Genomic DNA, 23,047 nt, shown 5'->3' with positions numbered 1-23,047 from the left:
CTATGCACAGGGCAGCAACCAACTAAAGATCGGAGAACGACCATGAATGCACGTTTCACGCCACAAGAGATCGAGCCAAAATGGCAGCAGCGCTGGGATGCATCCGGCATCAACCAAACCCATGAGCTGACAGGAGCCGCCAGCGCGAGCCGGCCCAAGTGGTATTTCCTGACCATGCTGCCCTATCCATCCGGCGAGCTGCACATCGGTCACTGGTTTGCCATGGCGCCGTCGGACGCGGCCGCCCGTTTCAAGCGCATGCAGGGCTACAATGTCTTCTTCCCCATGGGCTTCGATGCCTTTGGCCTGCCGGCCGAAAATGCCGCCATCAAGCGCGGCATCCACCCGGCGACCTGGACCATGTCCAACATCGAGCGGATGCGTAAGCAGTTGCGTTCGATGGGCGGGATGTTTGCCTGGGATCGCGAGGCCATCACCTGCGATCCTGATTATTACAAATGGACGCAGTGGTTCTTCCTGCGCCTGCACGAGGCCGGGCTGGCCTATCGTGCCTTCGCACCGGTGGACTTCTGCCCGAAGTGCAACACCACCCTGGCGCGCGAGCAGGTCTGGGGCGACGATCGCCACTGCGAACGCTGCAGTACGCCGGTGATCAAGAAAGAACTGAACCAGTGGTTCTTCAAGATTACCGACTACGCCGAAGAATTGCTGGATTTTAGCCGCATGCAGTGGCCGGAACGCGTGCAGGTCCTGCAAACCAACTGGATTGGCCGCAGCGAGGGCGCACGCGTCATCTTCCAGGCGCAAGGCGGGGAGCCAATCGAGGTCTTCACGACCCGGCCCGATACGCTGTGGGGCGCGACCTTCATGGTGTTGGCGCCGGAACATCCGCTGGTTGACACGTTGACCACAGATGCCCAGACGGCCGCGGTGCAGGCTTACCGTTTCCAGGCCAGCCGCCAAAAAGAGATCGAACGCCTGGCAACCGACCGGGAAAAGACCGGCGTCTTCACCGGCGGCTTTGCCACCAACCCGGTCAACGGCGAACGCATCCCCGTTTGGATCGCCGATTACGTGCTGATGACCTATGGCACCGGTGCGATCATGGCCGTGCCCGCGCACGACGAACGCGACTTCGTCTTTGCCAGCAAATTCGGCCTGCCCATCATCCCGGTCATCGCCCGGCCGGACGGCGTCAGCCGGAGCGTGGCCTGGAAGGATCATGTCAACGCCAGCTTTGCGGCCGCGTTGACCGCGGCCGACATCGCGTTCGAGGAAACCGACGACGCGTATCACGTCACCCTGACGCCCGCACAGGTGGACGCCTACCTGGCCCTGGCGCAGCGGGCCAAGACACCGGGCAAGTGGCTGGACGTGGCCGGCAGTCGGGCGGCCTTCGTTTTCGACGACGCCATCGTCGAGTTGGACAGTGTGGCGCATGACCAGGAGATCGTGCGGCGCTGCCAGGCCATCGCCCCGGCACGTGCGGGCCAGGCGACCATCGCCATGCAGTTGCTGCAAGACAAGGCGTTCTATCAGGATGTGCTGTTCCATGACGCCTACGGCACGATGATCGCCTCTGGCGCCTTCAGCGGCACGCCCGGCGATGGCGCTAAAAAGAAGGTCAGCGCGTGGCTGGCGCAGCAGGGCATGGGCAAGGCGGCCGTCAATTACCGCCTGCGTGACTGGCTGATCAGCCGCCAACGCATGTGGGGCACGCCGATTCCGATCATCCACTGTGCGCAGTGCGGCATCGTGCCGGTGCCCTATGCTGACTTGCCGGTGCGCCTGCCCGCCGATGCGGAGTTTCTGCCCACCGGTGAAAGCCCGTTGAAGTTTCATAAAGGTTTTCGCTACGTCACCTGCCCGGAGTGCGGTGGGCCGGCCGAACGGGAAACCGATACGATGGACACCTTCATGTGCTCATCGTGGTATCAGTACGCGTACGTCACGCCGTACCACAAGCGCGGCCAGCCGATTCAGCGTGACGATCTGCCGTGGGACGCGGCCCAGGGCGCCTACTGGCTGCCGGTGGATCAGTACACCGGCGGCATCGAGCATGCCACCATGCACCTGATGTACACGCGCTTCTTCACCAAAGCCCTGCGTGACATCGGCGTGGTCAACTTCGACGAGCCGATGCGGCGCCTGTTCAACCAGGGCATCATCCTGGGCGAAGACGGCGAGAAGATGTCCAAGAGCCGCGGGAACGTGGTGTCGCCGGACGACCTGGTGGCCAAGTATGGCGCGGATGTGGTGCGCGCCTATCTGATGTTCATTGGCCCCTGGGACATGGGCGGCCCGTGGAACAGCCGCGGCATCGAAGGGGTGCTGCGCTTTGCCCAGCGCGCCTGGAGCGTGGTGCTGGCGCCGCCCGAGACGCCGACAGCCGCGGGCAACATCAGCGAGCTGCGGCGCAAGACCCATCAAACGATCCAGCGGGTGACGGAGGACATGGCCGCGTTCAAGTTCAACACCACGCTGGCCGCGCTGATGGAGTTCAACAACTACCTGATCAAGGTCAGGGAAACGACCGTCTACGGCAGCGATGCCTGGCATGAGGCCATCCGCAGCCTGATCCTGCTGCTGGCGCCGGTGATGCCGTTCATCAGCGAGGAGTTGTGGGAGCGCGTCGGCGGCGCCTACAGCGTCCATCAGCAGGCCTGGCCCAGCTTTGATCCGGCCATCGCCCGCGCCGAGCTGATCACCCTGGTGGTGCAGATCAACGGCAAGGTGCGCGAGCGTATCGAGGTGGCGGCCGACATCAGCGAGGAAGGCGCCCGCAGCGCCGCGCTGACCAGCGAGAGGGTGCAGAAGTGGCTGGAAGGCAAGCCGGTGCGCAAGGTGATCTACGCGCCGCAGAAGTTGGTCAACATCGTCGTTTGACTCGAGACACCGGGTTTCTTGCAGAAACCCGGTGTCTGTCACTCGAGACGCAGCGTCAGCCGATCAGCGCGGCTTCGATGGCTTCGCTGATCGTGCGCACGCCGATCACTTCGATGGCAGCAGGCGCGCCGTCGAGCTTGCGCTGCGAATTGCGCGGGACGATGGCACGCTTGAATCCGAGCTTGGCCGCCTCACTCAGGCGCTTGCTGAGATGGCTGATGGTGCGCAGCTCGCCAGACAGGCCCACCTCGCCCATCAGGGCCACATCGGCCGCCACCGGCACGTTCTTGTAACTCGACGCGATCGCCACGGCCACCGGCAGGTCGGCGGCCGGCTCCTCCACGGTCAACCCGCCCACGACATTGACGAACACGTCCTGGTCAGACAGGCGCAGGCCCACCCGTTTGCTCAGCACCGCCACGAGGAGCAGCAAACGGTTGAAGTCAATGCCGTTGGCGGTGCGCCTCGGCATGGAAAAGCTGGTCGTACTGGACAGGGCCTGCATCTCGACGAGCAGCGGGCGGGTGCCCTCCACCGTGACCGCAATGGCCGAGCCGGCAGCATTGGGCATGCGTTCAGCCAGGAACACCTCCGACGGATTCGTCACTTCGCTCATGCCCTGGCTGCCCATCTCGAACACCCCCACCTCATCAGTCGCGCCAAAGCGGTTCTTCACCCCGCGCAGCAGGCGATAGGTGTGAAAGCGTTCACCTTCCAGGTAAAGCACCACATCAACCATGTGCTCCAACACCCGCGGCCCGGCGATAGCGCCATCTTTGGTCACATGCCCTACCAGGAAAATGGGGGTGTTTTGAGCCTTGGCCAGGCGCACCAGGGCGGCCGCGCTCTCGCGCACCTGGCTGACGCTGCCGGCCGCTGACGAAATGCTGTCGGTGTAGATGGCCTGGATCGAGTCTACCACCACCAGGGCCGGCTGCATGGTCTGAATGTGCGCCACCATGCTTTCGACCTGGTTGTCAGCCAGGACGAAGAGCGTCTGATCGGCAATACCCAGGCGTTCGGCGCGCAGTTTGATCTGCGCGGCCGATTCTTCACCGGAGACGTAGAGGACGGGGCCGCGCTGGGCCAACATGGAACACATCTGCAGGAGCAAAGTGCTCTTGCCAATGCCGGGGTCGCCGCCGATCAAGACGGCCGAGCCGGGCACGATGCCGCCACCCAGGACCCGGCTCAGTTCACCCATGGGCACGGGGATGCGCGCGTAGCCGTCAGCCGGGATGTCGGGCAGGGCCTGCGGCACGCTGTGTGATGGCGCCAAACCGCCGCGCCGCCCGGCCGCCGGCTCAGCTTCCAGTGTGGTTTCGACCAGGGTGTTCCATTCACCGCAGTCCGGGCAGCGCCCCATCCACTTCGGGGCGGTATTGCCGCACTGCTGACAGATAAAAACGGTCTTCACTTTGGCGGTTTTTGCCATGGTATGGTTCCTTGTCAGGTCAGGCGCAGAGGGCGCTTCTTGGGCACAGGCCCGCGTCGGTCGCGGCGCGGTGTGCGCCGATTCACCAGGTTGAGCAGGGCATTGGTGATGTCGGTGGTGGCATGCGGTCTGGCCATGGCCCGCGCCCGCAGCGACATGGCCGCCAGGCCGGCGTTGCCCGGCGTCAGCCAGTCACGCACGATGCGGCCGATCTCCTCCGGCTCACGGCTGAAGGCGCCGATGCCATTCTCCACCACGTAGGTCACATTGCCGGTCTCTTGTCCCTCGATGAAATCGCTGAGCATGATGGGGCGCCCAACGATGCAAGCCTCGATGATGGTGCCGGGGCCGGCTTTGGTCACCACGCAGTCACTGGCGGCCATCCATTCAGACATGTTGCGCACAAAGCCCTGCACCACCACCGGCAGCGGCCAGTCCTGGCCGGCCAGTTCGGCGCGCAGCTTCTCGTTGCGCCCGCAAATGACCGCGACTTGCCCGCCCACCGCGCTCAAGGCTTGCGCCAGCGCGCGCGTGATTTCGGCCAGAGGCCCCATGCCTTCGCCGCCGCCGATGACGAGGGCCGTGGGACGGCCTTCCGCCAGGTTGAGCGCGCGGCGCAGTGACGCCTGATCCTGCCCTGGCGCGCCGAAGCGTGGGTTGACCGGCAAGCCCAGCAGGCGCAGGCGTGACCGCGGCACCCCGCGTTGCAGCCCCAGGTCGTAGAGAGCCTGACTGCCCACTGTAATCAGGTCTATGTCCGGGCAAAACCAGGTAGGATGGCCGCCACCGAGATCGGTGACGACGGTAGCCGCCGGACAATAGTTGCCCGCCGCATGCAGCAGACGCAGCGGCATATGGTTGAGGAGCGGATGCACCGAGATGTACAGATCAGGGTGCTGGGCGCGCAGGTAGCCGCCCAGGGGGCCGCGCAGCAAGGGCAGGAAGGAGCGCTGGAGCAGTTTCCAACGCCAGGTCGCTTCGGGCAGCCACCAGCTCAGTTTCCACAGGGAGGGCGCCCTGGTGACGACTGGCGCATAGGCGTGACGCACCTGGTTGAGCGGCCAGAAGGTGTGATTGGAGAGCAGGTCAGCCACCACCACCTCTACCGAGTCACCGCGCTGCTGTTTGATGACTGCGGCCAGCGACTCTGCGGCACTGCGGTGACCGCCGCCCGTGTCGGACATACCGATAAGAATTTTGAGCAAGGCTAAAATGCCCCTTCACCGAGAATAACGCGAGGGATGGTCTTGAACAGGATCTTGAGATCGAGTCCGAAGGACCAATTCTCGCAATAGAATGTATCGAGGAGCACCATTTCTTCGAAACCAACCAGGCTGCGACCCGATACCTGCCACAGGCCGGTGATGCCGGGCGAGGCTTCCAGGCGCCGCTTGTGCCATTCTTCGTATTGCGCCACTTCTTCGGGCAGGGCCGGCCGCGGCCCCACCAGGCTCATGTCGCCCTTCAGCACATTGAGGAACTGCGGCAATTCATCCAGGCTGGTACGGCGTATCAAGCGCCCCACACGGGTGGTGCGCGGGTCTTCTTTGATCTTGAACAGCGGCCCGTCGGCCTCGTTGAGTGAGCGCAGGCTGTCCTTCTGCTCCTCGGCGTCCGCCACCATCGAGCGGAATTTATGGACAACGAACGGCCGGCCGGCCCGACCGACGCGCACCTGGTTGAACAGCACCGGGCCGGGCGAATCGAGCTTGATGGCGATGGGGATGAGCAGCCAGAACGGTGCCGCCAGGGTCAGCGCCAGGATGCTCACCAGCACATCCAGCAGACGCTTGACCGCCAGATTGAAGCCGGTGATGGCAACCGGTTGCATGCCGATGAGCGGAATGCCGTTGATCTGGTCGAGCTGCACCCGTCCGAGCATCAGGGCGAACAGGTCGGGCACGATGCGGGGGCGCACGTTGGCCTGTTGCACCTCCTGCACGACCTGCACGATTTTGCGATGGGCATGCCAGGGCAGAGCTACGATCACCTCATCTATTGGCATAGACTTGAGCACATCCTGCAGCGAGTCGAGGGTGCCGAGTCCGCGCAGGCGTCCGAGGGCGGTGTTGCTCTTACCAGGGTCGTCATCCAGAAAACCGATGATTTCATAGCCCAATTCCGGCTGCGCCACTACGCTGCGCATTACCATGCGCCCCACTTCGCCGGCCCCCACGATGAGCAGGCGGTCCACGCCAATGCCGCGGCGGCGCAGGCGCCAGAGCCAGGCCCGAAAGACGATGCGCGAAACAATCAGAAAGACAGGGATGAAGATGCCGGTGTAAACGTAGATCAGGCGGGAATTGAGCTGCGGCCGGGTGAAAAAGGCAATCGCCACCATGATGATGATGGCGGTAGCCGTACCTGCGGTAATGCGATAGGCCTCTTCGACCAGGCTGCTGTCACGCCGAATGTCGTAGGCGCCGTCCACGCGGTAGGCGAAGAGCAGCAAGAGGGTCAGGATGAGTGCGAAAGGCAGGTAGGCATCGAACCGACGGTAGGTGCTGGGGTCAAGATCGCGCAGCCATTGCAGCTCATAGCGCAGGTAGTAGGCCACGCCAAAAGCAGCGTTGATCAGGAAGACATCTGTGACCACCAACAGACGCGCGAAGCGACGGCGGAGCGCTGGTGTCATGGGGATCGCTCCATGCCGGGCGGCAGGCCAAGGGCTTCACGATAAACGGCAACCGTTTCCTCGGCACAACGTCGCCAGGAGAATTGGGCGGCTTGACGCACCCCGGCCGCGCTCAAGTGTGCGCGCAGGTCCTCGTCGTTCAGCAGGCGCACCAGGGCAGCGGCTAACGCATCTACATCGGTGGGATCAATCAAGATAGCGGCATCTCCCGTCACTTCGGGCAGTGACGAGGTGTTCGATGTGATGACGGCTGTTCCACTGGCCATGGCTTCCAAAACCGGTAGTCCAAATCCTTCGTAGAGGGATGGATAGACAAAAACAGTCGCTGCCCGGTACCACCAGGGCAGTTGAGCGGCCGGGACAAAGCCCGGAAAAATCACCCGCGACGGACGATCCCCCCGGCCCAGGGCCGCAGCCTGGGCAAAAATCTGTTGGTAATACCAGCCTTTGCTGCCCGCAATCACCAGGCAGGTGTCCGCATCCAGGTGCGCACGAGCCTGCGCAAAGGCGGTCAGCAGTCGTTCCACATTTTTGCGCGGCTCCAACGTACCGACAAACAGGATGAAACGGGCAGGCAGGCCGTGCTGACGGCGGAATGCTTCGACCGCAACCGGCGTGGCCGGCGCAAACTCCTCACTGACGCCGTTGGGAACGGCGATGACCCGCGCCGGGGGCAGTGCCAGCCAATCAATCAGCTGGCGCCGGGTATTTTCCGAGGCGGCAATGACCCGCACGGCTCGCTGCGCCGACAGACGTGTGATCAGGCGCAGGTAGACACGATGAAAACGTTTCAACGCAGCCGCATGATGCACGAAGGTCAGGTCATGCACCGTGATGACGGTTGGACACGACGCCAGCAGGGGGCTGGCATAGACGGCGCCGTGCAGCAGGTCCAGGCGTCGCGATGCCAGCGCCAGGGCGCTCTGCTCCCAGGCAATACGCGCCAACGGGCGTCGCGTTGACCAGGCCGGCCGTGCAACCGCCATGCCTGGCGCCGCAGAAAAACGCCGGTCGCCGACAAAGGCACGCAGGTGCAGATCGGGGGCCGCGGCGGGCAAATGGCGCAGGAGCTGCGCGTTATAATTGGCCACGCCCGCGCTGCGATAGGTTTCGTCCAGCGCCAGCAAGAGTGAATTGATGCCAACAATCGGCACAGGGTTTAGCCTAAAACCGGGGTCAAAACCGGGCGCCGGCCGTCGGCCCCGGGGTGGGTGGCGCAGCGTCGGTCAACATTTGCTGGTAGACAGCATAGGTCATGGCCGCAATTTTCGCCTGTGTGTAGTGGGCCAGAACGCGCGCGCGTCCCCGCCGGATCAGATCGTGCCGCAAGGCAGCATCTTGCTGTAAGCGCCGGAGATGGTCGCGCAGGGCGGTCACATCACCTTCGGGGAAGACCAGCCCGGCATCGCCGATCACGTGCGGGATCTCGCCGCTGTGAGCGCCGATGACCGGTACGCCACAGGCCATGGCTTCGATCAGCACCCGACCAAATTGCTCCTTCCAATTCGAGACGGTGCGCGAGGGGAGCACCAACGCGTCCAGTGCGGCGTAAAAATCTGGCATCGCCGTGGATGCCAGGCGAGGGATGAAGGTCACACGGCCGTCCATGCCCAGTTGCCGGGCCAGCGCGGCCAGGGCGGCCTGTTGGCTCCCGCTGCCGGCCAGGCGTACTTCGCTGTCCGGCAACGCGGCGGCGGCGCGCAACAAGAGGTCAATCCCTTTCTCTGGCACCAGGCCACCGGCGTAGCCGATCACGAAACGGGGAGAGGGCGGGCGCGTCACCGGTCGAAAGATGTCGGGGTCAACCCCAAACTGCGGCACCAACGTCGCCGGCCCGCGATAGCCTTTGCGCTGCAAGATGCCAATGGCTTCGGCATTGCCAGCCAGGGCATGGGCCACATGTCGAAAAACGTAGCGCTCGAACCAGCGAAACGGAGGAGGGTACGACCGATACAGGTTCTGCCAGGTGAAGAAACAGGCCGGCGTCCCCTGGCGTTGAGCCAGCCAGACGCCTTGCAATGTCGCCAGGTTACACGGCTCTTCATCCATATGCAGCAGGTCGGGCTGCAGAGCAGCCAACTCCCTGGCCAGGCGGGGGTAGAAATGCACATGGAAATGTCCGTCGAAGGCCAGCGGCGTTGCCAGCAGTTGATAGCCGGTGACGTGTACACGTTCCAGGCGGGTGTAGCCTCGACTATCGCGCCAGCCAGGAGGCGCCAGGACCGTCAACTGCAAGCCCGGCAGCCGAGCAAGTTCTTCCAGTTTGCGCTGATAGGCGCCAACCACCACCGCCTTGGAGACCATCACAACATGCATGGTCGGTTAATGTGCGTAGAGCCGCTGCCACAGGGAGACGACTCGTTGCTCCAGCTCTTGCCATTCGGCCACGTCTTGCCAGATGGCATCGAGCGTGGGCGCTTCCACCTGCGCGTTCGCCAGGGCGCACGCCTTGGCAGCCAGCTCGTTCGGATGTTTGACCTGGTAGTGCCGCCGCAAATTCAGCAGACGCCAGCGCATCAACTGATAATCGGCCCGCATGAGCACCGACGTTTGGCGCGGCGGCTGCGCATACTCTAACCCGACGCGGGCCAATAAGACTTCGATCATGGGTGATGTCACACCAATATCCAGACCTCCCTTGGTTGAGTTTTGTGTCCACCGGCGCGATTATAGCCGAAGAGTGCAAAAATCTCAAACTCGCTCACAAACCCGTCGGATGGTCGAGCCACACCGTCTGCAGGGGGAAGCGCGCGGCCAGATGACGGGCCAACGCCTGCAGGCCAACGGTCTCGGTGGCATAGTGGCCGGCATAGATCAGGTTGATGCCCAACGCCTGTGCCGTGTAAAAGGACGCGTGCGAGGTTTCACCGGTCAGGAAGGTGTCGGCGCCCAGGGCTTGAGCCTCGGCCGCCATGGGGGCGCCAAAACCGGAGACGATGGCTACCCGGCGCACCTGTGCGGGGCCATACGCATGCACCAGTGGGGCGACGCCCAGCAGCGCCCCGACCTGGGCCACCAGGTCGGCGAGCGTCAGCCCGGCCGGCGCGTCACCCAGGACGCCAATGGGGGTGCCGTTGGCGTCGCCCCACCACCGCGTGACCGTCACAGCGAAGAGGCGCGCCAATTCTGCGTTGTTACCCACCTCCGGGTGGGCATCCAACGCCAGGTGCGCGCCGTACAGTGACAGGCCGGCCTCGAACAGGCGGCGAACCTGTGCGCCAAACGGGCCGCGCAGCAGTTGTTCATGCCCCCAGAACAAGCCGTGGTGAACGATCAAGAGCTGCGCGCCTGCCTGCACCGCGCTCTCGATGCAGGGTAGGGCCGAATCGGTGCTGAAGGCCACCGTGGTCACCTCATCGGCGCCGGCGTCAACCTGCAGGCCCTGCGGGCCGGAGTCCTTCACCTGCTCGATGCGCAAAAAGGCATCGAGATAGGCGATCAATTCGCGCTTGACCACTGCTTGCCTCCTGTCGGTACCTCCCGGTACCAGTACCTCCCGGCACCAGGAATCTTCTCTCGGTCGTATTCTTTTGCGGTTTACGGTTGTTTCGTGGTAAACTCGCGCCGACCTACGGGCATCATAGCACAACTTAGCGTTGATTGCCATTCTCCATGCCCGCCCATCAGGAAACCGGCTTCAGCGCACAGATCAACGTTGATGGCCTTTCTCCCCTTATCACTGATACGTTACAAGAGAGAATCGTGCAAACACAACCACCATCACCCATCTCAGCGCCGTCTATCTCAGCACCGTCTATGCGCGCCTGGGGCGTGTTTGGACTGCTCAGCCTGGTGTGGGGAGCCTCGTTCCTTTTTATCAAGATTGCACTGGCGGAACTGGGACCGGTGACGCTGGTTGCCTTGCGCGTCGGCTTCGGCCTGGTCTTCCTGCTACTGGTGCTGCGCTGGCAGCGGCTATCGTTGCCGAGAGACCCGCGACTGTGGGGGCTTTTAACCGTGGCCGGCCTGTTCAACACCGCCGTTCCCTTTGTCCTGATCGCCTGGAGCGAGCAAACCATTGACAGCGGCCTGGCCAGCATTCTCAACGGCACCACGCCCCTCTTCGGCCTGTTGATCGCGCATCTCGTGCTGCACGATGAACGCATCACCGGCGCCAAGTTGATCGGCGTCATCATCTCTTTCATCGGTCTGATCATCATCGTGGGACGCAACCCAGGCAGCGGCTTTTTCAGCAATGTCCTGGGCGAACTGGCGGTCATCGCCGCATCGCTCTCGTACGCATCAACCTCGGTCTTCGTGCGGCGCTTTCTGCGCGATCAGCCAACCACGGTGTTGGCGATCGGGCAACTGGCTTCGGCCGAGGTGTTCCTGCTGGCCGGTATCCTGCTGGCCGAATGGCCGCTGCGCCTGCCCACCCTGCCCATCACCTGGCTGTCGGTCCTCTGGCTGGGCATCCTCGGCTCTGGGTTCGCGTACCTGCTCTATTTCTACCTGATCAAAGAGATGGGCGCCAGCCGCACCACGACGGTGACGTATGCCATTCCGGTGGTTGGAGTCCTGCTCGGCGTGTTGGTGCTGCATGAAGCGCTCGAAGGCCGCGTGCTGGCCGGCGCCGGCCTGGTCATCGGCGGGGTTGTCATGGGCAATTGGCGGCGGGCCGGTCGCTGAAGGTCATATCCGCCATTTGGCGTAGAGAAAAATCGTATGGGCATCGGATGCCCGCGGCGGCGCCAGCGGGCATAATAGGGCCAATCGAAGCATGCTGCGCCGGCAGCGCACATGCTTCGGCTTTTTTGTGCCTGTTCAGGCAGCCAGCACCGGCGGTTGAAACCGCAGCAACCCAATATGTAGGGGCGCACCCTTGCGGTCGCCCACGCTCGAAGAGCAACAGCGAAGAGGAGAGGCCAAGATGAAACGAGTCAACAAACGGACGGTGATCGTGGCGATGGGCCTGCTGCTGCTTGCCCAGGTACTGGGCGCCTGTGTACCGGGCGCAGAAACGGTGCGCAGCACGCCAACGGCCGCGCCCGACAAGCAGGTGTCCACCCCAATCCCGGACAAGAATACGCTGCCGGCGGCCGCCACGCTGGCGCAGCAGACGCTGGCCACCGCCTTGGGCGTGACCGCCGCCGAGGTCAAGATCACCTCGGTGGAGATCAGGCAGTGGCGCAATGGCTGCCTGGATCTGGAACAACCCGGTGAGATGTGTACGCAGGCCATCGTGCCGGGCTACCTGGTGATGCTGGAAGTCAACGGCCAGGCCTATGAGTATCACACCGACATGAATGGCTCAGCCGTGCGGCCGGCCGCGGCCACCGTCAACCCGGCGCTGAGGGCCGCGCAGCAGGCGCTCGCCAACAGCCTGGGCAAATCGGCCACTGAGATCACAACCGTGGCCGTCGAACCGATCACCTGGCGCAACGGCTGCCTGGAAGTGGAGCAGGCCGGCGCCGGCTGCAGCGAGGCCCAGGTGTCCGGGTTCAGAATCATGCTGAAAGTGGATGGTCGAACCTACGAGGTGCGCACGAACCAGGACGGGTCGCTGGTCGTACCGGTGCCGCCATCCGACACCGTGCTCGTCTGGCATCGCGAGGGCGGCATTGCCGGCTTCTGCGACGATCTGAGTATCACCGCGACCGGTGTGGTCAGCGGGGGGAGTTGCAAGGGCAAACAGGGATCGAACGCCCTGCATGTGAGCCTGGACGCAAACCAGCAACTGCAACTGTTGACCTGGCTGGCGCGGTACAGACCGATTGACTTTCTCATGAAGGACCCGCCCGTGCCCGACGCCATGCTGCAGACGTTGACCTTCAAGGGGAGTGGGCAAACGACCGCCACGGAGGCCGACGTCAACGCGCTGCTGGCCTGGGTCAATGATGTCTATCAGACGCTCAAGAGCACCCTGCCCGCCAGCACCGGCAAGTTGACGCCCACGCTGCAAGCCCAACCGACCGGCGGCGCACTCTCGAGCCAGGTCAAACTGCACGGTGAGAATTGGCCCCTGGGCCAAAAGGTCAACATCCACCTGGCCTCAGCCACCGTCGCCTTCGACGCCACGCAGGTCGTGGCCAGCAGCGTGGTGGGCGGGTTTGGCGCCTTCGATGTCAGCGTGACGGCGCCGGCCACCTGGCCCAATGGCGCGGCCGTCTCCGATGCCATCCTGACCTGGATTGCCTCCACGCCCGATGGTGGGATCAAGGCGACGGCTGAGTTTTCCGTCACCCAGTAAGCAAACGAAGTCAGGCTTCGTGGTGCATGGGCCAAACCATGCGCAGGTCAGTGCTGGCTGTGACCGTTGCGCAGAACCGGTGAATCACGTTCATGTAGCCCTGGAACTGATCGCGGCGAATACTGTGACCCGCCTCGGCAAAATGGATGATGCGGGTCTGGGGCACGGAGTCCTGCAGGGCCGCGGCCTGGCGCGCGCTGACCAGCGCGCCCAGCGCCGGCTCCGCGGTCATCAACAGCACAGGGCATTGGACAGATGCCAGCAGGGCCGGCCAGTTGATGTTGAGCGGCGCAAGGCGGTTGAGAGAATTGAGATGCACGCGCAGTTTGGCCGCGGCCCAGGGCTCGAACTCAGCGCTGGGCCAGTTAGGTTGGCGGGCGCGCTGCGCCGCGATGATCTCCGGGGCTGTCTGCTGCTGCAAGCCCACAATCCAGGCGCGGGTCTGCCGCTGCCACTCCTCGCCAAACGGCGGCACGCAATCGTCGGCCCACCAGGGCGGCGGGTCCTCAAGCGCAATGGCGCCCGGCAAAGCCGGATAGCGACCGGCCAGGGTCAGCGCGGTCAGCGCGCCCATCGAATGGCCCACGATGATGGGGCGCTGCAGCCCCAAGCCCTCGATCACACCGGCCAGGTCAGCGGCCTGCTCGAGCGGGCCATAGTCCCCATCAGGTGCATCCGAGAGGCCATGTCCCCGCGCATCGGGCATCACCACATCGTAGGCCATCGCCAGCTCCTCAGCGACGGGCGTCCAGCACAGCCCATCATCAGAATAGCCGTGTGCCAGCACCAGCGGCGGTTTCGCGCCGCCGGTACGCGTGACGTGCAGGCGAATTCCATTCGTTTGGATAGTGTCGGATTGCCAGGAAGACATCGTCAAGATCCTTTTTCCGTCTTCAGTGATTTGCTCAAGAATCGCCTTGTAATCAATCGGGCGCGGTGGTTGGTGCGGGCTTGACGCGGAAAAAGATCAGGCGGTCTTGCAGGGCCAGGCTGCTGATGACGGCCACCAGGGCAGGCGCAATCAGGAAGAGCAGGATGGTGGTGACGCCACACAGGAGCACGATGAACGCCAGCGCCAGGAGCAGGACCCCGGTGAAGATGGGGCTGGCAAGGGCCAGGTAAAGCGCGTTGCGAAAGAGCGGCCAGATACGCAGGTCCTGTTCGATCAACGCGGGAAAGAGATAGAGTTGAATGGCAAACCAGGCGACTAACATATAGAGTATCACCACCGATAGGACCTGCATCCACTGCGGGAATCTTAGTGGCGGAGCCAGGTAGAAGAAAAAGCCGGCCACGAGGACGACCAGCAGCACCAGGCTGATGCCGCTGATGATCCAACTGCGCACGAAATAGAGACGAAAGCCCTCCTTGAACAGATCAAAGTTGACGCGACGTTCGGTGGCGATGCGGTGGGCCACATAGTACAGCCCCGCGGTGGCCGGCGGACCAGGGATGATTAACAGCCAACACACCCAAACCAGCAGGCTGAGGATCGCCAGCAGCAGCATCTCCTCATAGCTGGCCTTGAGTCCCAACCAGGCAATGCGTAGTGGACGTGTCATGCGCCGGGCCTATACCTTCCCGCCGGGCGCCAGGCGCAGGCGAACCATCAGCCACGGCGCAAGCCAGAGCATGGCGATCCCCACGATGGCGTAACGAATGAAGCGCATGATGTCGGTGTGGGGCAGCACGGCGCTCAGCCCCAGGTAGAAGGTCAGCAGCACCACAAAACCGACCAGGAAGCGCAGCAGGCGTTGCACCGGCGGCCCGCTGACGGCGAAGCGGACGGTTTGCGCTTCCAGGGGCAGGGCGATGCCGGCCCCGCACAGGAGGCCCAGGGCGCGGGCGCTGGTTTCGGAGCGAGCCAGGAGGAAGATCAACAGCGGCAGCAGCGCTCCCACGGCCACTTGTTGCAGCCAGGGCCAACGCGCAACAACCGGGGAAACCCGCGGCTGCAGCCAGACAAACAAGGCCAGCAGGACCAGCCCGATCAGCAGGCCGCCCACGACATCGTGCGGAAAGTGGATGCCCAGGTAGAGGCGCGAGAACGAAATCAACAGCACCAGCGCCGTCGCCCCGATCCAGAACCAGGTGCGACGTACGGCCAGGGCCAGGTAGCCCCAGAACATCAGGCTCCCCTGCGCATGGCCGCTGGGAAACGCGTAGCTGGTCTCCGTCACCAGGACTTCCAGCCGCGGATCGAACGGCCGCGGCGTATGGAGCAGATCTTTCAGAAAACCATTGCAGAAGTCATAGCCAAAGAAGAAGAGATAGGCCAGGCGCACAGCCAACTGCTTGTTCAGGCACCAATACAAGAGCGGAAAGATGAAGAGATAGAAATTGTCGCCATGCAGTTCGGTGATGAAAAGAAAGAGCGCGTTCAGTGTGGGAGTGCGCGCCTGTTGCAGCGCCAACAAAAACTGGGTACCCCAATCATTCAGACTCAGAAGCCAGTCGGTCATCAGTTCTCCTCTCAAGCGACAATCTGCCAGGATGTGCCCGGCAGAGGCATAGACATTGACTTGAAAATGGCATCCCCGCCGCGGGTCTCACCTCAACCCCTGACCCCTTCTCCTCTCCGCCACGCGGAGAGGAGAAGGGGCCGGGGTTGAGGTCGTCCTCAGCCGCCGCCACCGCCGCTGCCCTGGATGCCGCCCTCGGTCATCTTGCGCGCATCCAGCAGCTCATCGGCCTGCGCTGCGGTCAGGAGACCCTTTTCAACCACCACGTCCTTGATGGCGCGGTTGGTGGCCAACGATTCCTTAGCCACGGCCGCGCCATTCGCGTAGCCAATCACCGGGTTGAGCGCGGTGACCAGGATGGCGTTCTTGGCCAGCCAACCCAGCGCCTTCTCGCGGTTCGCCGTGACCCCCACCACACACTTGCTGGTGAAGGCATTGACCGCGCCAATCATCACATGCATCATCTCGAACAGGTTGTGCGCGATGATCGGCATCATCACGTTCAGCTCCAGTTGGCCGGCCTGCGCGGCCAGCGTGATCGTCAAGTCGCAGCCCAGCACGTGGAACATGGACATGTCGAGCATCTCGGCCATCACCGGGTTGACCTTGCCTGGCATGATGCTGGACCCAGGCTGTACCGCCGGCAGGCGAATCTCATCCAGACCGGTGGTCGGCCCGGAGGAGAGCAGGCGGAAATCGTTGGCGATGCGGATCAGGTCTTGGGCCACAGTGCGCAGGCTGCCGCTGAAGTAGACGCTGTCTCCCATGCTCTGCATGGACTCGAACAGGTCATCAGAGGTGAAGAGCGGCTGGCCCAACAGATCGCTGAGCGCGGCCACCATGCGTGCATGATATTCTGGATGGGCGTTGAGGCCGGTGCCGGTGGCAGTGCCGCCGATGCCCAGGCGGCGCAGGGCCTCGGCCGCCTGCACGATTTTCTCACGGCCGCGCTCGACGGCACGCGCGTAGGCGCCAAACTCCTGCCCCATACGCACCGGCACCGCGTCCTGCAGATGCGTGCGGCCCGACTTGACGATGTCGTCGAACTCGCGCGCCTTCTGGCGCAGCGCGGCCGCCAAATCATCCAGGGCCTGGAGCAACTCCGGCAGGCGCCACAGCGCGCCCAGGCGGATCGCGGCGGGGATGGTGTCGTTGGTGGACTGCGCCATGTTGACATGGTCGTTCGGGTTGACCGGTTTCTTGGGGTCGGTCAGCGCAAAGCCGAGCAGTTGGTTGGCTCGGTTAGCCAACACTTCGTTGATATTCATATTGTGCGAGGTGCCGGCGCCGGCCTGGAACGGGTCCACCACGAAATGCTCATTCAGTACACCCGCCAACGCCTCGTCGGCCGCCTGCACGATGACATGGGCGCGCTGTTCATCCAGCAAGCCCAGCCCGTGATTGACCACGGCCGCCGACCGCTTGATGGCGACCATGGACCAGACGAAGGCCGGGTAGGGTCGCATACCGCTGATCGGGAAATTGAGCACGGCGCGCTGGGTTTGTGCGCCATACAACGCGTGGGCCGGGACTTTCATCTCGCCCAGGGAGTCTTTTTCGATTCGAAACGCAACATCAGACATCGTTTTGTCTCCTCATTGAGCACAAACCCCCCCCCCCCCCCCCCCCCCCCCCCCCCCCCCCCCCCCCCCCCCCCCCCCCCCCACCCACCCCCCCCCCCCCCCCCCCCCCCCCCCCCCACCCCCCCCCCCCCCCCCCCCCCCCCCCCCCCCCCCCCCCCCCCCCCCCCCCCCCCCCCCCCCCCCCCCCCCCCCCCCCCCCCGGCGGCACCCCCCGGGCAAAACAAAAAACCCCACAAAAAAAAACCCCCCAAAAAAAACACCCACACACCACCCCCCCCCCCCCCCCCAACCCCCCCCCCCCCCCCCCAAAAACCCCCCCCCCCCAAAAACCCCCCCCCCCCCCCCCCCCCCCCCCCCCCCCCCCCCCCCCCCCCCACCCCCCCCCCCCCCCCCCCCCCCCCCCCCCCCCCCCCCCCCCCCCCCCCCCCCCCCCCCCCCCCCCCCCCCCCCCCCCCCCACCCCCCCCCCCCCCCCCCCCCCCCCCGGGGCGCCCCCTGGTTCACCAAAAAAGAACCCCTGCTGGCAGGCAGAGGTTCCCAATCTCAGAATGATGTTTTCGATCTCACCGCCACGGATGAGCGTTATTTGCCAACGGCTGCGTAACCAGGCCCATCTATGAAGAACTTGGCGTTGATCTCAGTGGACGCAAAATACTGCGGCTCCAAGTCCTCTTCTGGGCGGATGGCATCAACCGGGCACTCTGGCACGCAGGCGCCGCAGTCAATGCAGGTGTCGGGATCAATGTAAAACCAGGGCCATTCTTCTTCGGGTTGGCCAGGAACAATGCACTCGACCGGGCAGACTTCTGCACAGGCGCCATCACGAATACAGAGGTCAAAAATCACATGCGTCATGAATTGATTCTCCTTCTTACACGCAGAGAATACAGCGAATTTGGGATTTTCCATAGCTTGCTGCACACGTACCGTGTTTGACAAGCGAAGCTACGGTCATTTTACATGACTTCTGACAAGATGTCAATTGCACAAATCACCCGCGGCCATGACATTGCTTCCGTTTCGCTCCGCTTTGTGCTACAATCGGGCCGCTCTCGTGTCAACACATGGGGTGGAATCTGCCACCCCAAAATGGTAAATTCCACCCCAGCATGATGGATTCCAGCCCGGTTGGAGGATTCTATGTGGCAAGACTGGTTATCCCAGCGCCGGCGCAAATCGCCTGTGGCCGCCGCACAGCAAAACCCTGAGCGACCGCGCAGCGGCAACCGCCAGCCCCTGACTCTGCGTCTGCACGCGGAAACGGCTCAGACGGCCGGACGCCTGCAAACCATGAGCACCGACGTGGATTGGAGCCGCCAGCCATCCATCTACAAGCTCTACCCAACCGTCGCCCGCCTGGCCCTGACCGAGCAAATTGACTGCGACTTTCCTGATACCCTGGAGGTCGTGCAGCGTTTGTCGCCCCATGCGGCCCTGGCGGCGCCGGCCGCCTGGAATCTGGAGACGCTCTCGCGTCTGTGCTACTATGCTTATGGCCCCACCGCGCAACAGGCGCTGCCCGGCGCCACGCTGACCCTGCGCGCGGCGCCCTCGGCCGGCGCGCTTTATCCTGCAGAGCTCTATCTGGCGCTGCGCGGCGCTGCCGGTGCGCGCAACGGCGTCTATCATTACGCGCCCGGTGAACATGCGCTGGAACTTCTGCGCCCGGCCGATTGGATCGCCTGGCTGGCTGACGCGGCGGCCGAGCTGCCGGCCGTGGCAGAAGCGGATGCAGTCTTCGCCATCTCCAGCTTGTGGTGGCGCACCGCCTGGAAGTATGGGCCGCGCGCCTACCGCTACTGCCTGCAGGACTGCGGTCACCTGGCGGGCAACGTCATCCTGGTGGCCGCGGCGCTGGGCTACACCGCCACCGTTGTCTACAATTTCGTGGATGAACCGGTCAATCGCCTGGTTGGGCTGTCATCAGCGCAGGAAGCCGTGCAAATCCTGGTGGCAATCCGGGCCGATCGGGCCTACAGACCCCCGCCACGAGGCGCGCCCGACCAACCGGCGCCCCTCGCGCTTGAATCGTTGCCGCCCATGCAGCCGGACGCCGCCGTGGATGCCATCCTGCCCGCGGCCGGCGCGACGGCGCTGCGCGAGCCGGCCGCCGTGCAGGCCCTGCGTCGCTGCCCGGCGGCGCTTGTGACCGAAACAGGACACCGTCAACTGCAATCGCCTGACCAGGCGCCCCTGCTCAGGCCAACGGTGCCGGTGTCCCTCTGTCAATCGCTGTTGGGGCGCCGCTCATCGCATCAGTTCAAGCCGGCGCCTCTGCCAGGGGATGCACTCAGCGCCATCATCCAGGCCCTCGACGTCGCGTATGCAACCGACAGCGCCCAGGGCGCGCTCGAACTGGTCATGATTGTCATTCGAGTGGAAGGGGTGCCGGAGGGCGCCTATCGTTACGATGCGGCCAGCCGCGGCCTCATCCTGGAGCGCGCGGGCAACCTGTCTGAATGGGCCATGCACCTATCGCTCGATCAGGCTTTCTGCGCCGCCGCCGGCGCGGTGATTTTTTTCGCCGCTGACCTGGGGAACCTGGTGCAACAGTGCGGCGATCGCATCTATCGCAATCTGCACCTGGAGGCCGGCCTGCGCGCCGAGGCTGCCTACCTGGTCGCGCACGCCCTGGGCGTTGGCTGCACCGGCATCGGCGCCTTCTATGACCTGGAAACCGTGCGCTTCTTCAACCTCCCGGAGACAACCGCCATCATCTATGAGCTGGCGATCGGTACGCCAGCCTGAGATCAATCACGAGCAAAGAGAGGTACGATCAATCAGTATGAGCCAAATGGACACGAACCCACCCATCCCCACACGCGCGATGGTTGTCTACGCCCATCCCGACGACCCCGATTTTAGCATCGGCGGCACGGCCGCAGCCTGGAGTCAGGCCGGCGCGGAGGTGATCTACGTGCTGATTACCAGCGGCAATTCCGGCAGCCATGTCGAAGGGATGACCAAGGAGCACCTGGCGGCCATCCGCGAGGAGGAGCAGCGCGCGGCCGCGCGCGAATGTGGCGTACACGAGGTGGTCTTCCTGCGCTACGATGATGGCACCTTGCAGCCCACCCTGGGGTTGCGCAAAGACCTGGTGCGGGTGATGCGCAAGTACCGGCCCGACACGGTGGTCTGCGGCGACCCGATCGCCTTCTTCTACGGCAACTTCTACATCAACCACCCGGATCACCGCGCGGCGGCTGTGGCTACCCTGGAAGCAGTCTTCCCGGCCGTTTCCATGCCGCTGGCCTTCCCTGACCTGCTGGCCGAGGGCTATGAGGCGCACAGCGTGCGCGAGGTGTGGGTCACCGACAGCACGCTGAAAGATACGATGGTGGACATCAGCGGCACCCTGGCCAACAAGATTGCGGCCCTGCGGCAGCACAAGAGCCAGGTGGAAGGATGGGACCCCACCGAGATGGTGACCGCCTGGGCCAGGGAGGAAGGGGAGAAGGCCGGGCTGGTCGCCGCGGAAGGGTTCCGGCGCATGATCCTGGGGCGTGAAGAGAGCACGCCGTCGGTTTCAGCGGATGTCGGTATCGAGGAAACGCAGGCGCCAGATAGCCTGCAGACCAGCTACGGCGAGGTCGTCCTGGCGCACTGCGCGCCCATGCTGCGCGAGGAGATCGCCCTGCTGGGCCAGGCCGATCCGTTCGAATCGCAGCTCGGCCTGACCGGCCGGCTGCGGGCTGCCCTGGCTGACCTGGACGCTGCCGCCCTGCGCTGGCATCCAGAACCAGGCGCATGGTCCATCATCGAACTGTTGGCGCACCTGGTCCATACTGAGATCGTCTACGGCTATCGTTACCGCGCGATCGTGGCGCATCCAGAAGGCCCCATCCCCGGTTACGATCAGGAGGCCTGGGCGACGGAGCTGCCCGAAGCGAACCGGCCGGCGCACGATCTGCTCGGCGAACTCGCTGCGCTCAAACAGATCAACGTGACCTTCCTGCAGGGTCTCAGCCAGGAGCAGCGGGCGCGTTGGGGCCTGCACAGTGAACGGGGGCCGGAGTCGGTCGCCGCGCTCATCGGCGCCATCGCCGGCCATGACTTGATCCACGAAGCGCAGATCAAGGAAAACATCCGCCTGTGGCAGGCGCAGGGCTGATTGGCCGTTCCGGCAGCGAAAACGACTCACGCCACGGCGCTGATGTCAAAAATGTTTCAACGCCAGGACGCAGGGACGCAAAGGCCCGCTACGACCTGCCATCTGTGTTGATCCGTGACCTGGGAGGGCATGCCTTCAGCCAAAACCGCAGTGGACCTGACATCCGCTGCTTTTTCTTGAGGGAAACCGGCGTCATCCTGGCGATGCGTCGCCTGGCCGCCGGGTGATGTCCTACTGGCAGGCGGCGGTGTTCCAGCGCGTGAGAACGGCCTGGACGTCCACGATGGTGGCGAGACCATCATTGCTGCCCAACCCCGCCGCGCTGTTGACATCAAACTGGGGGTAGGTCTGGCCGTTGACCGTGGAGTCCCGCCACGCCTCGGCCATGAGTTGAATGTCGCGCACGTCTACGGCGTTGCACGAGCAGTTGACATCGGCCCACGTGCAGGTGGGCGCAGAGGGCGCGCAGGCCGACACGCTGGTGTCGTCAAGGTAGAGCCAGGTCGCCAGTGATTGATCGGTGGTGATGTCCGCAAACAGGCGCAGCGTGCTGCCCGCGGAACCGGTGAGATCGAGCGTCTGGCGCTGCCACACTCCTTCAGGGCTGGTGTTGCTGCCGCTATAGACGGTCTGCAGATCGTTGCCGCCGGCGTCCTTGATCTTGACGCGGAAGAAGTCATACTGCGTGCCGGTATTTTGCTCCTGGGTGCGCATCTGCCACCAGAGGCTGAGCGTGGCGGTGTAGCCGGCCGGGATGCTGAACGGTTGGTAGAGCGAATCGGGCGTGGGGCCGATGTTGTTATAGCCGCCCAGGCGCGCCGCCCACGCGCCGCTGTGCGGATAGATGGTGGCGCCATCGTCCAGGAACGGCCCCTGGCGGATGACAGTCTGTGTATTTTCGGTGCTCCAGACCCAGGGCGGGCCGCCGGGCGGGTTGCTGCCGCTCTCGAAGCCATTGTTGAGGAGCAGTTCCTGACACAGGTTGGCAACCGTGGTGAACGTACGCGGCAGCGCTGAATGCGCTTCACCGCACGCGTTCACGGTGGCGACGCCGCCAGGTGTAGTGGCCGTTGGCGTTGAGCAGGCCGTTGGGGATGGCGAAACTCGTCGCGTCACCGTCGTATCCACCAGCGGGGCGCCGGTGAGGAATGGATTGTCGAAGACCTGCACATGATACGCACTGGCGCGTGGCCAGGCCTCGCAGAGCGTTGCCAGCACGCCGCTGTTGCCGCCGTTGGCCGGCGACAGCAGTGCCGGCGCCGCCAGCAAACCGCTGACCACATTCAGGCTCAAATCGGTGTAGTAGCTGACAGCACCGCTGGCGCCGGTGATGCGGACAGGATAGTTGCCCGGCTCCAGGTTGGGCGTCACGTTGAGCGTCAGATTGGTGCTGCTGCCCGGCAGCAGGGATGAGGCGCCAAAGTTGGCCGTGATCTCCGGCTGCAGGTTGCTGGCGCTCAGATTGACCGTGGGCAGGAACTCGCGAATCTGACCGATGCTGATGGTGGATTGCGCGCTGCCGCCGGCGCAGACATTCAGCGCCTGCGGCGCGGCGGCGATGGTGAATGTGGTCGAACCGGGCAGTTCATTGAAACGCAGCACGAACAGCCCGCGCTCGATGTCGGCCAGGATGATGTGACCGCTGGGCAGGAAGGGGGTATTGCCCCAGTTGCCGTTGAAAGCCGTGGAATTGCTGCCGGGATAGGTGTCGAAGTAGCCGGTGAGCACCGGCGCGGTGGGCGCGCTGATGTTCAGAATCTGCAGGCCGTTGCGATAGTCCGATTC

The 23,047-nt window shown here is 64.2% G+C and carries 19 protein-coding genes; 6 read left to right on the top strand and 13 right to left on the bottom strand.

What is annotated here, in order from left to right:
• Positions 1–42 precede the first annotated feature (42 nt).
• Positions 43–2,847: a leucine--tRNA ligase gene (locus tag IPM84_19860; GenBank protein ID MBK9094976.1), complete on the top strand. Its 2,805-nt coding sequence runs from the start codon at positions 43–45 to the stop codon at positions 2,845–2,847.
• A 55-nt stretch (positions 2,848–2,902) separates the two neighbouring features.
• On the opposite strand, the gene radA is transcribed toward IPM84_19860, so the two are convergent.
• From radA to IPM84_19825, 7 genes are all read right to left on the bottom strand, one after another.
• On the bottom strand, positions 2,903–4,282 hold the full coding sequence (gene radA / locus IPM84_19855; protein ID MBK9094975.1) for a DNA repair protein RadA: 1,380 nt from the start codon (positions 4,280–4,282) through the stop codon (positions 2,903–2,905).
• 14 nt (positions 4,283–4,296) lie between these two features.
• A complete protein-coding gene (locus IPM84_19850) occupies positions 4,297–5,487 on the bottom strand; it encodes a hypothetical protein (GenBank protein ID MBK9094974.1) in 1,191 nt (396 codons plus the stop codon).
• Between the two features lie 2 nt (positions 5,488–5,489).
• The gene (locus IPM84_19845) at positions 5,490–6,917 is read right to left on the bottom strand and encodes a sugar transferase (GenBank protein ID MBK9094973.1); all 1,428 of its coding nucleotides are present in this window, start codon (positions 6,915–6,917) and stop codon (positions 5,490–5,492) included.
• Entirely contained in the window at positions 6,914–8,065 is a 1,152-nt protein-coding gene (locus IPM84_19840; protein MBK9094972.1) for a glycosyltransferase family 4 protein, read from the bottom strand. The genes IPM84_19845 and IPM84_19840 overlap by 4 nt, the downstream gene beginning before the upstream one ends.
• 28 nt (positions 8,066–8,093) lie before the next feature.
• Positions 8,094–9,233, bottom strand: coding sequence for a glycosyltransferase (locus IPM84_19835; protein MBK9094971.1), 1,140 nt, complete (start codon positions 9,231–9,233; stop codon positions 8,094–8,096).
• Positions 9,234–9,239: 6 nt separating this feature from the next.
• Positions 9,240–9,536 (bottom strand): hypothetical protein, encoded by a 297-nt coding sequence (locus tag IPM84_19830; GenBank protein MBK9094970.1) that lies wholly within the window; start codon positions 9,534–9,536, stop codon positions 9,240–9,242.
• An 82-nt stretch (positions 9,537–9,618) separates the two neighbouring features.
• Positions 9,619–10,374 carry a Nif3-like dinuclear metal center hexameric protein gene (locus tag IPM84_19825; GenBank protein ID MBK9094969.1) on the bottom strand — a complete coding sequence of 252 codons (756 nt, stop codon included), beginning with the start codon at positions 10,372–10,374 and terminating at the stop codon, positions 9,619–9,621.
• 245 nt (positions 10,375–10,619) lie between these two features.
• On the opposite strand from IPM84_19825, the gene IPM84_19820 reads away from it, so the two are divergent.
• Both IPM84_19820 and IPM84_19815 read left to right on the top strand, forming a co-directional pair.
• Entirely contained in the window at positions 10,620–11,546 is a 927-nt protein-coding gene (locus IPM84_19820; GenBank protein ID MBK9094968.1) for a DMT family transporter, read from the top strand.
• Positions 11,547–11,787: 241 nt separating this feature from the next.
• Positions 11,788–13,107, top strand: coding sequence for a hypothetical protein (locus IPM84_19815; GenBank protein MBK9094967.1), 1,320 nt, complete (start codon positions 11,788–11,790; stop codon positions 13,105–13,107).
• 10 nt (positions 13,108–13,117) lie between these two features.
• Here IPM84_19815 and IPM84_19810 read toward each other — a convergent pair whose 3' ends face one another.
• From IPM84_19810 to IPM84_19790, 5 genes are all read right to left on the bottom strand, one after another.
• Positions 13,118–13,978 (bottom strand): alpha/beta hydrolase, encoded by an 861-nt coding sequence (locus tag IPM84_19810; protein MBK9094966.1) that lies wholly within the window; start codon positions 13,976–13,978, stop codon positions 13,118–13,120.
• A 52-nt stretch (positions 13,979–14,030) separates the two neighbouring features.
• The gene (locus IPM84_19805; protein ID MBK9094965.1) at positions 14,031–14,669 is read right to left on the bottom strand and encodes a DUF624 domain-containing protein; all 639 of its coding nucleotides are present in this window, start codon (positions 14,667–14,669) and stop codon (positions 14,031–14,033) included.
• A gap of 9 nt (positions 14,670–14,678) precedes the next feature.
• On the bottom strand, positions 14,679–15,569 hold the full coding sequence (locus tag IPM84_19800) for a phosphatase PAP2 family protein (protein ID MBK9094964.1): 891 nt from the start codon (positions 15,567–15,569) through the stop codon (positions 14,679–14,681).
• 158 nt (positions 15,570–15,727) lie between these two features.
• The gene (locus IPM84_19795; protein ID MBK9094963.1) at positions 15,728–17,152 is read right to left on the bottom strand and encodes an aspartate ammonia-lyase; all 1,425 of its coding nucleotides are present in this window, start codon (positions 17,150–17,152) and stop codon (positions 15,728–15,730) included.
• A 581-nt stretch (positions 17,153–17,733) separates the two neighbouring features.
• A complete protein-coding gene (locus IPM84_19790) occupies positions 17,734–18,006 on the bottom strand; it encodes a 4Fe-4S binding protein (protein ID MBK9094962.1) in 273 nt (90 codons plus the stop codon).
• A 285-nt stretch (positions 18,007–18,291) separates the two neighbouring features.
• On the opposite strand from IPM84_19790, the gene IPM84_19785 reads away from it, so the two are divergent.
• Genes IPM84_19785 through IPM84_19775 form a run of 3 tightly spaced genes read left to right on the top strand, consistent with a single transcriptional unit; the run spans position 18,292 to position 21,489 of the window.
• On the top strand, positions 18,292–19,899 hold the full coding sequence (locus IPM84_19785; protein ID MBK9094961.1) for a SagB/ThcOx family dehydrogenase: 1,608 nt from the start codon (positions 18,292–18,294) through the stop codon (positions 19,897–19,899).
• 37 nt (positions 19,900–19,936) lie between these two features.
• On the top strand, positions 19,937–21,262 hold the full coding sequence (locus IPM84_19780) for a PIG-L family deacetylase (protein MBK9094960.1): 1,326 nt from the start codon (positions 19,937–19,939) through the stop codon (positions 21,260–21,262).
• On the top strand, positions 21,244–21,489 hold the full coding sequence (locus tag IPM84_19775) for a hypothetical protein (protein MBK9094959.1): 246 nt from the start codon (positions 21,244–21,246) through the stop codon (positions 21,487–21,489). The genes IPM84_19780 and IPM84_19775 overlap by 19 nt, the downstream gene beginning before the upstream one ends.
• Before the next feature lie 4 nt (positions 21,490–21,493).
• On the opposite strand, the gene IPM84_19770 is transcribed toward IPM84_19775, so the two are convergent.
• Positions 21,494–23,047 (bottom strand): hypothetical protein (locus IPM84_19770; protein ID MBK9094958.1); only part of this gene is annotated, 1,554 nt, incomplete at its 5' end.

Origin of the sequence: Candidatus Amarolinea dominans (assembly GCA_016719785.1) — a bacterium.
GTDB classification, from domain to species: Bacteria; Chloroflexota; Anaerolineae; order SSC4; family Amarolineaceae; genus Amarolinea; species Amarolinea dominans.
The sequence above is the reverse complement of the archived record's forward strand: the minus strand, read 5'-3'. Positions and strand labels throughout refer to the sequence as shown.

Bases quoted from the DNA above. Each gene is read 5' to 3' on its own strand.
- IPM84_19815 (MBK9094967.1), top strand. From the start codon at position 11,788: ATGAAACGAGTCAACAAACGGACGGTGATCGTGGCGATGGGCCTGCTG.
- radA (MBK9094975.1), bottom strand. From the start codon at position 4,282: ATGGCAAAAACCGCCAAAGTGAAGACCGTTTTTATCTGTCAGCAGTGC.
- IPM84_19835 (MBK9094971.1), bottom strand. From the start codon at position 9,233: ATGCATGTTGTGATGGTCTCCAAGGCGGTGGTGGTTGGCGCCTATCAG.
- IPM84_19805 (MBK9094965.1), bottom strand. From the start codon at position 14,669: ATGACACGTCCACTACGCATTGCCTGGTTGGGACTCAAGGCCAGCTAT.
- IPM84_19845 (MBK9094973.1), bottom strand. From the start codon at position 6,917: ATGACACCAGCGCTCCGCCGTCGCTTCGCGCGTCTGTTGGTGGTCACA.
- IPM84_19800 (MBK9094964.1), bottom strand. From the start codon at position 15,569: ATGACCGACTGGCTTCTGAGTCTGAATGATTGGGGTACCCAGTTTTTG.
- IPM84_19795 (MBK9094963.1), bottom strand. From the start codon at position 17,152: ATGTCTGATGTTGCGTTTCGAATCGAAAAAGACTCCCTGGGCGAGATG.
- IPM84_19780 (MBK9094960.1), top strand. From the start codon at position 19,937: ATGAGCCAAATGGACACGAACCCACCCATCCCCACACGCGCGATGGTT.
- IPM84_19810 (MBK9094966.1), bottom strand. From the start codon at position 13,978: ATGTCTTCCTGGCAATCCGACACTATCCAAACGAATGGAATTCGCCTG.
- IPM84_19860 (MBK9094976.1), top strand. From the start codon at position 43: ATGAATGCACGTTTCACGCCACAAGAGATCGAGCCAAAATGGCAGCAG.
- IPM84_19790 (MBK9094962.1), bottom strand. From the start codon at position 18,006: ATGACGCATGTGATTTTTGACCTCTGTATTCGTGATGGCGCCTGTGCA.
- IPM84_19785 (MBK9094961.1), top strand. From the start codon at position 18,292: ATGTGGCAAGACTGGTTATCCCAGCGCCGGCGCAAATCGCCTGTGGCC.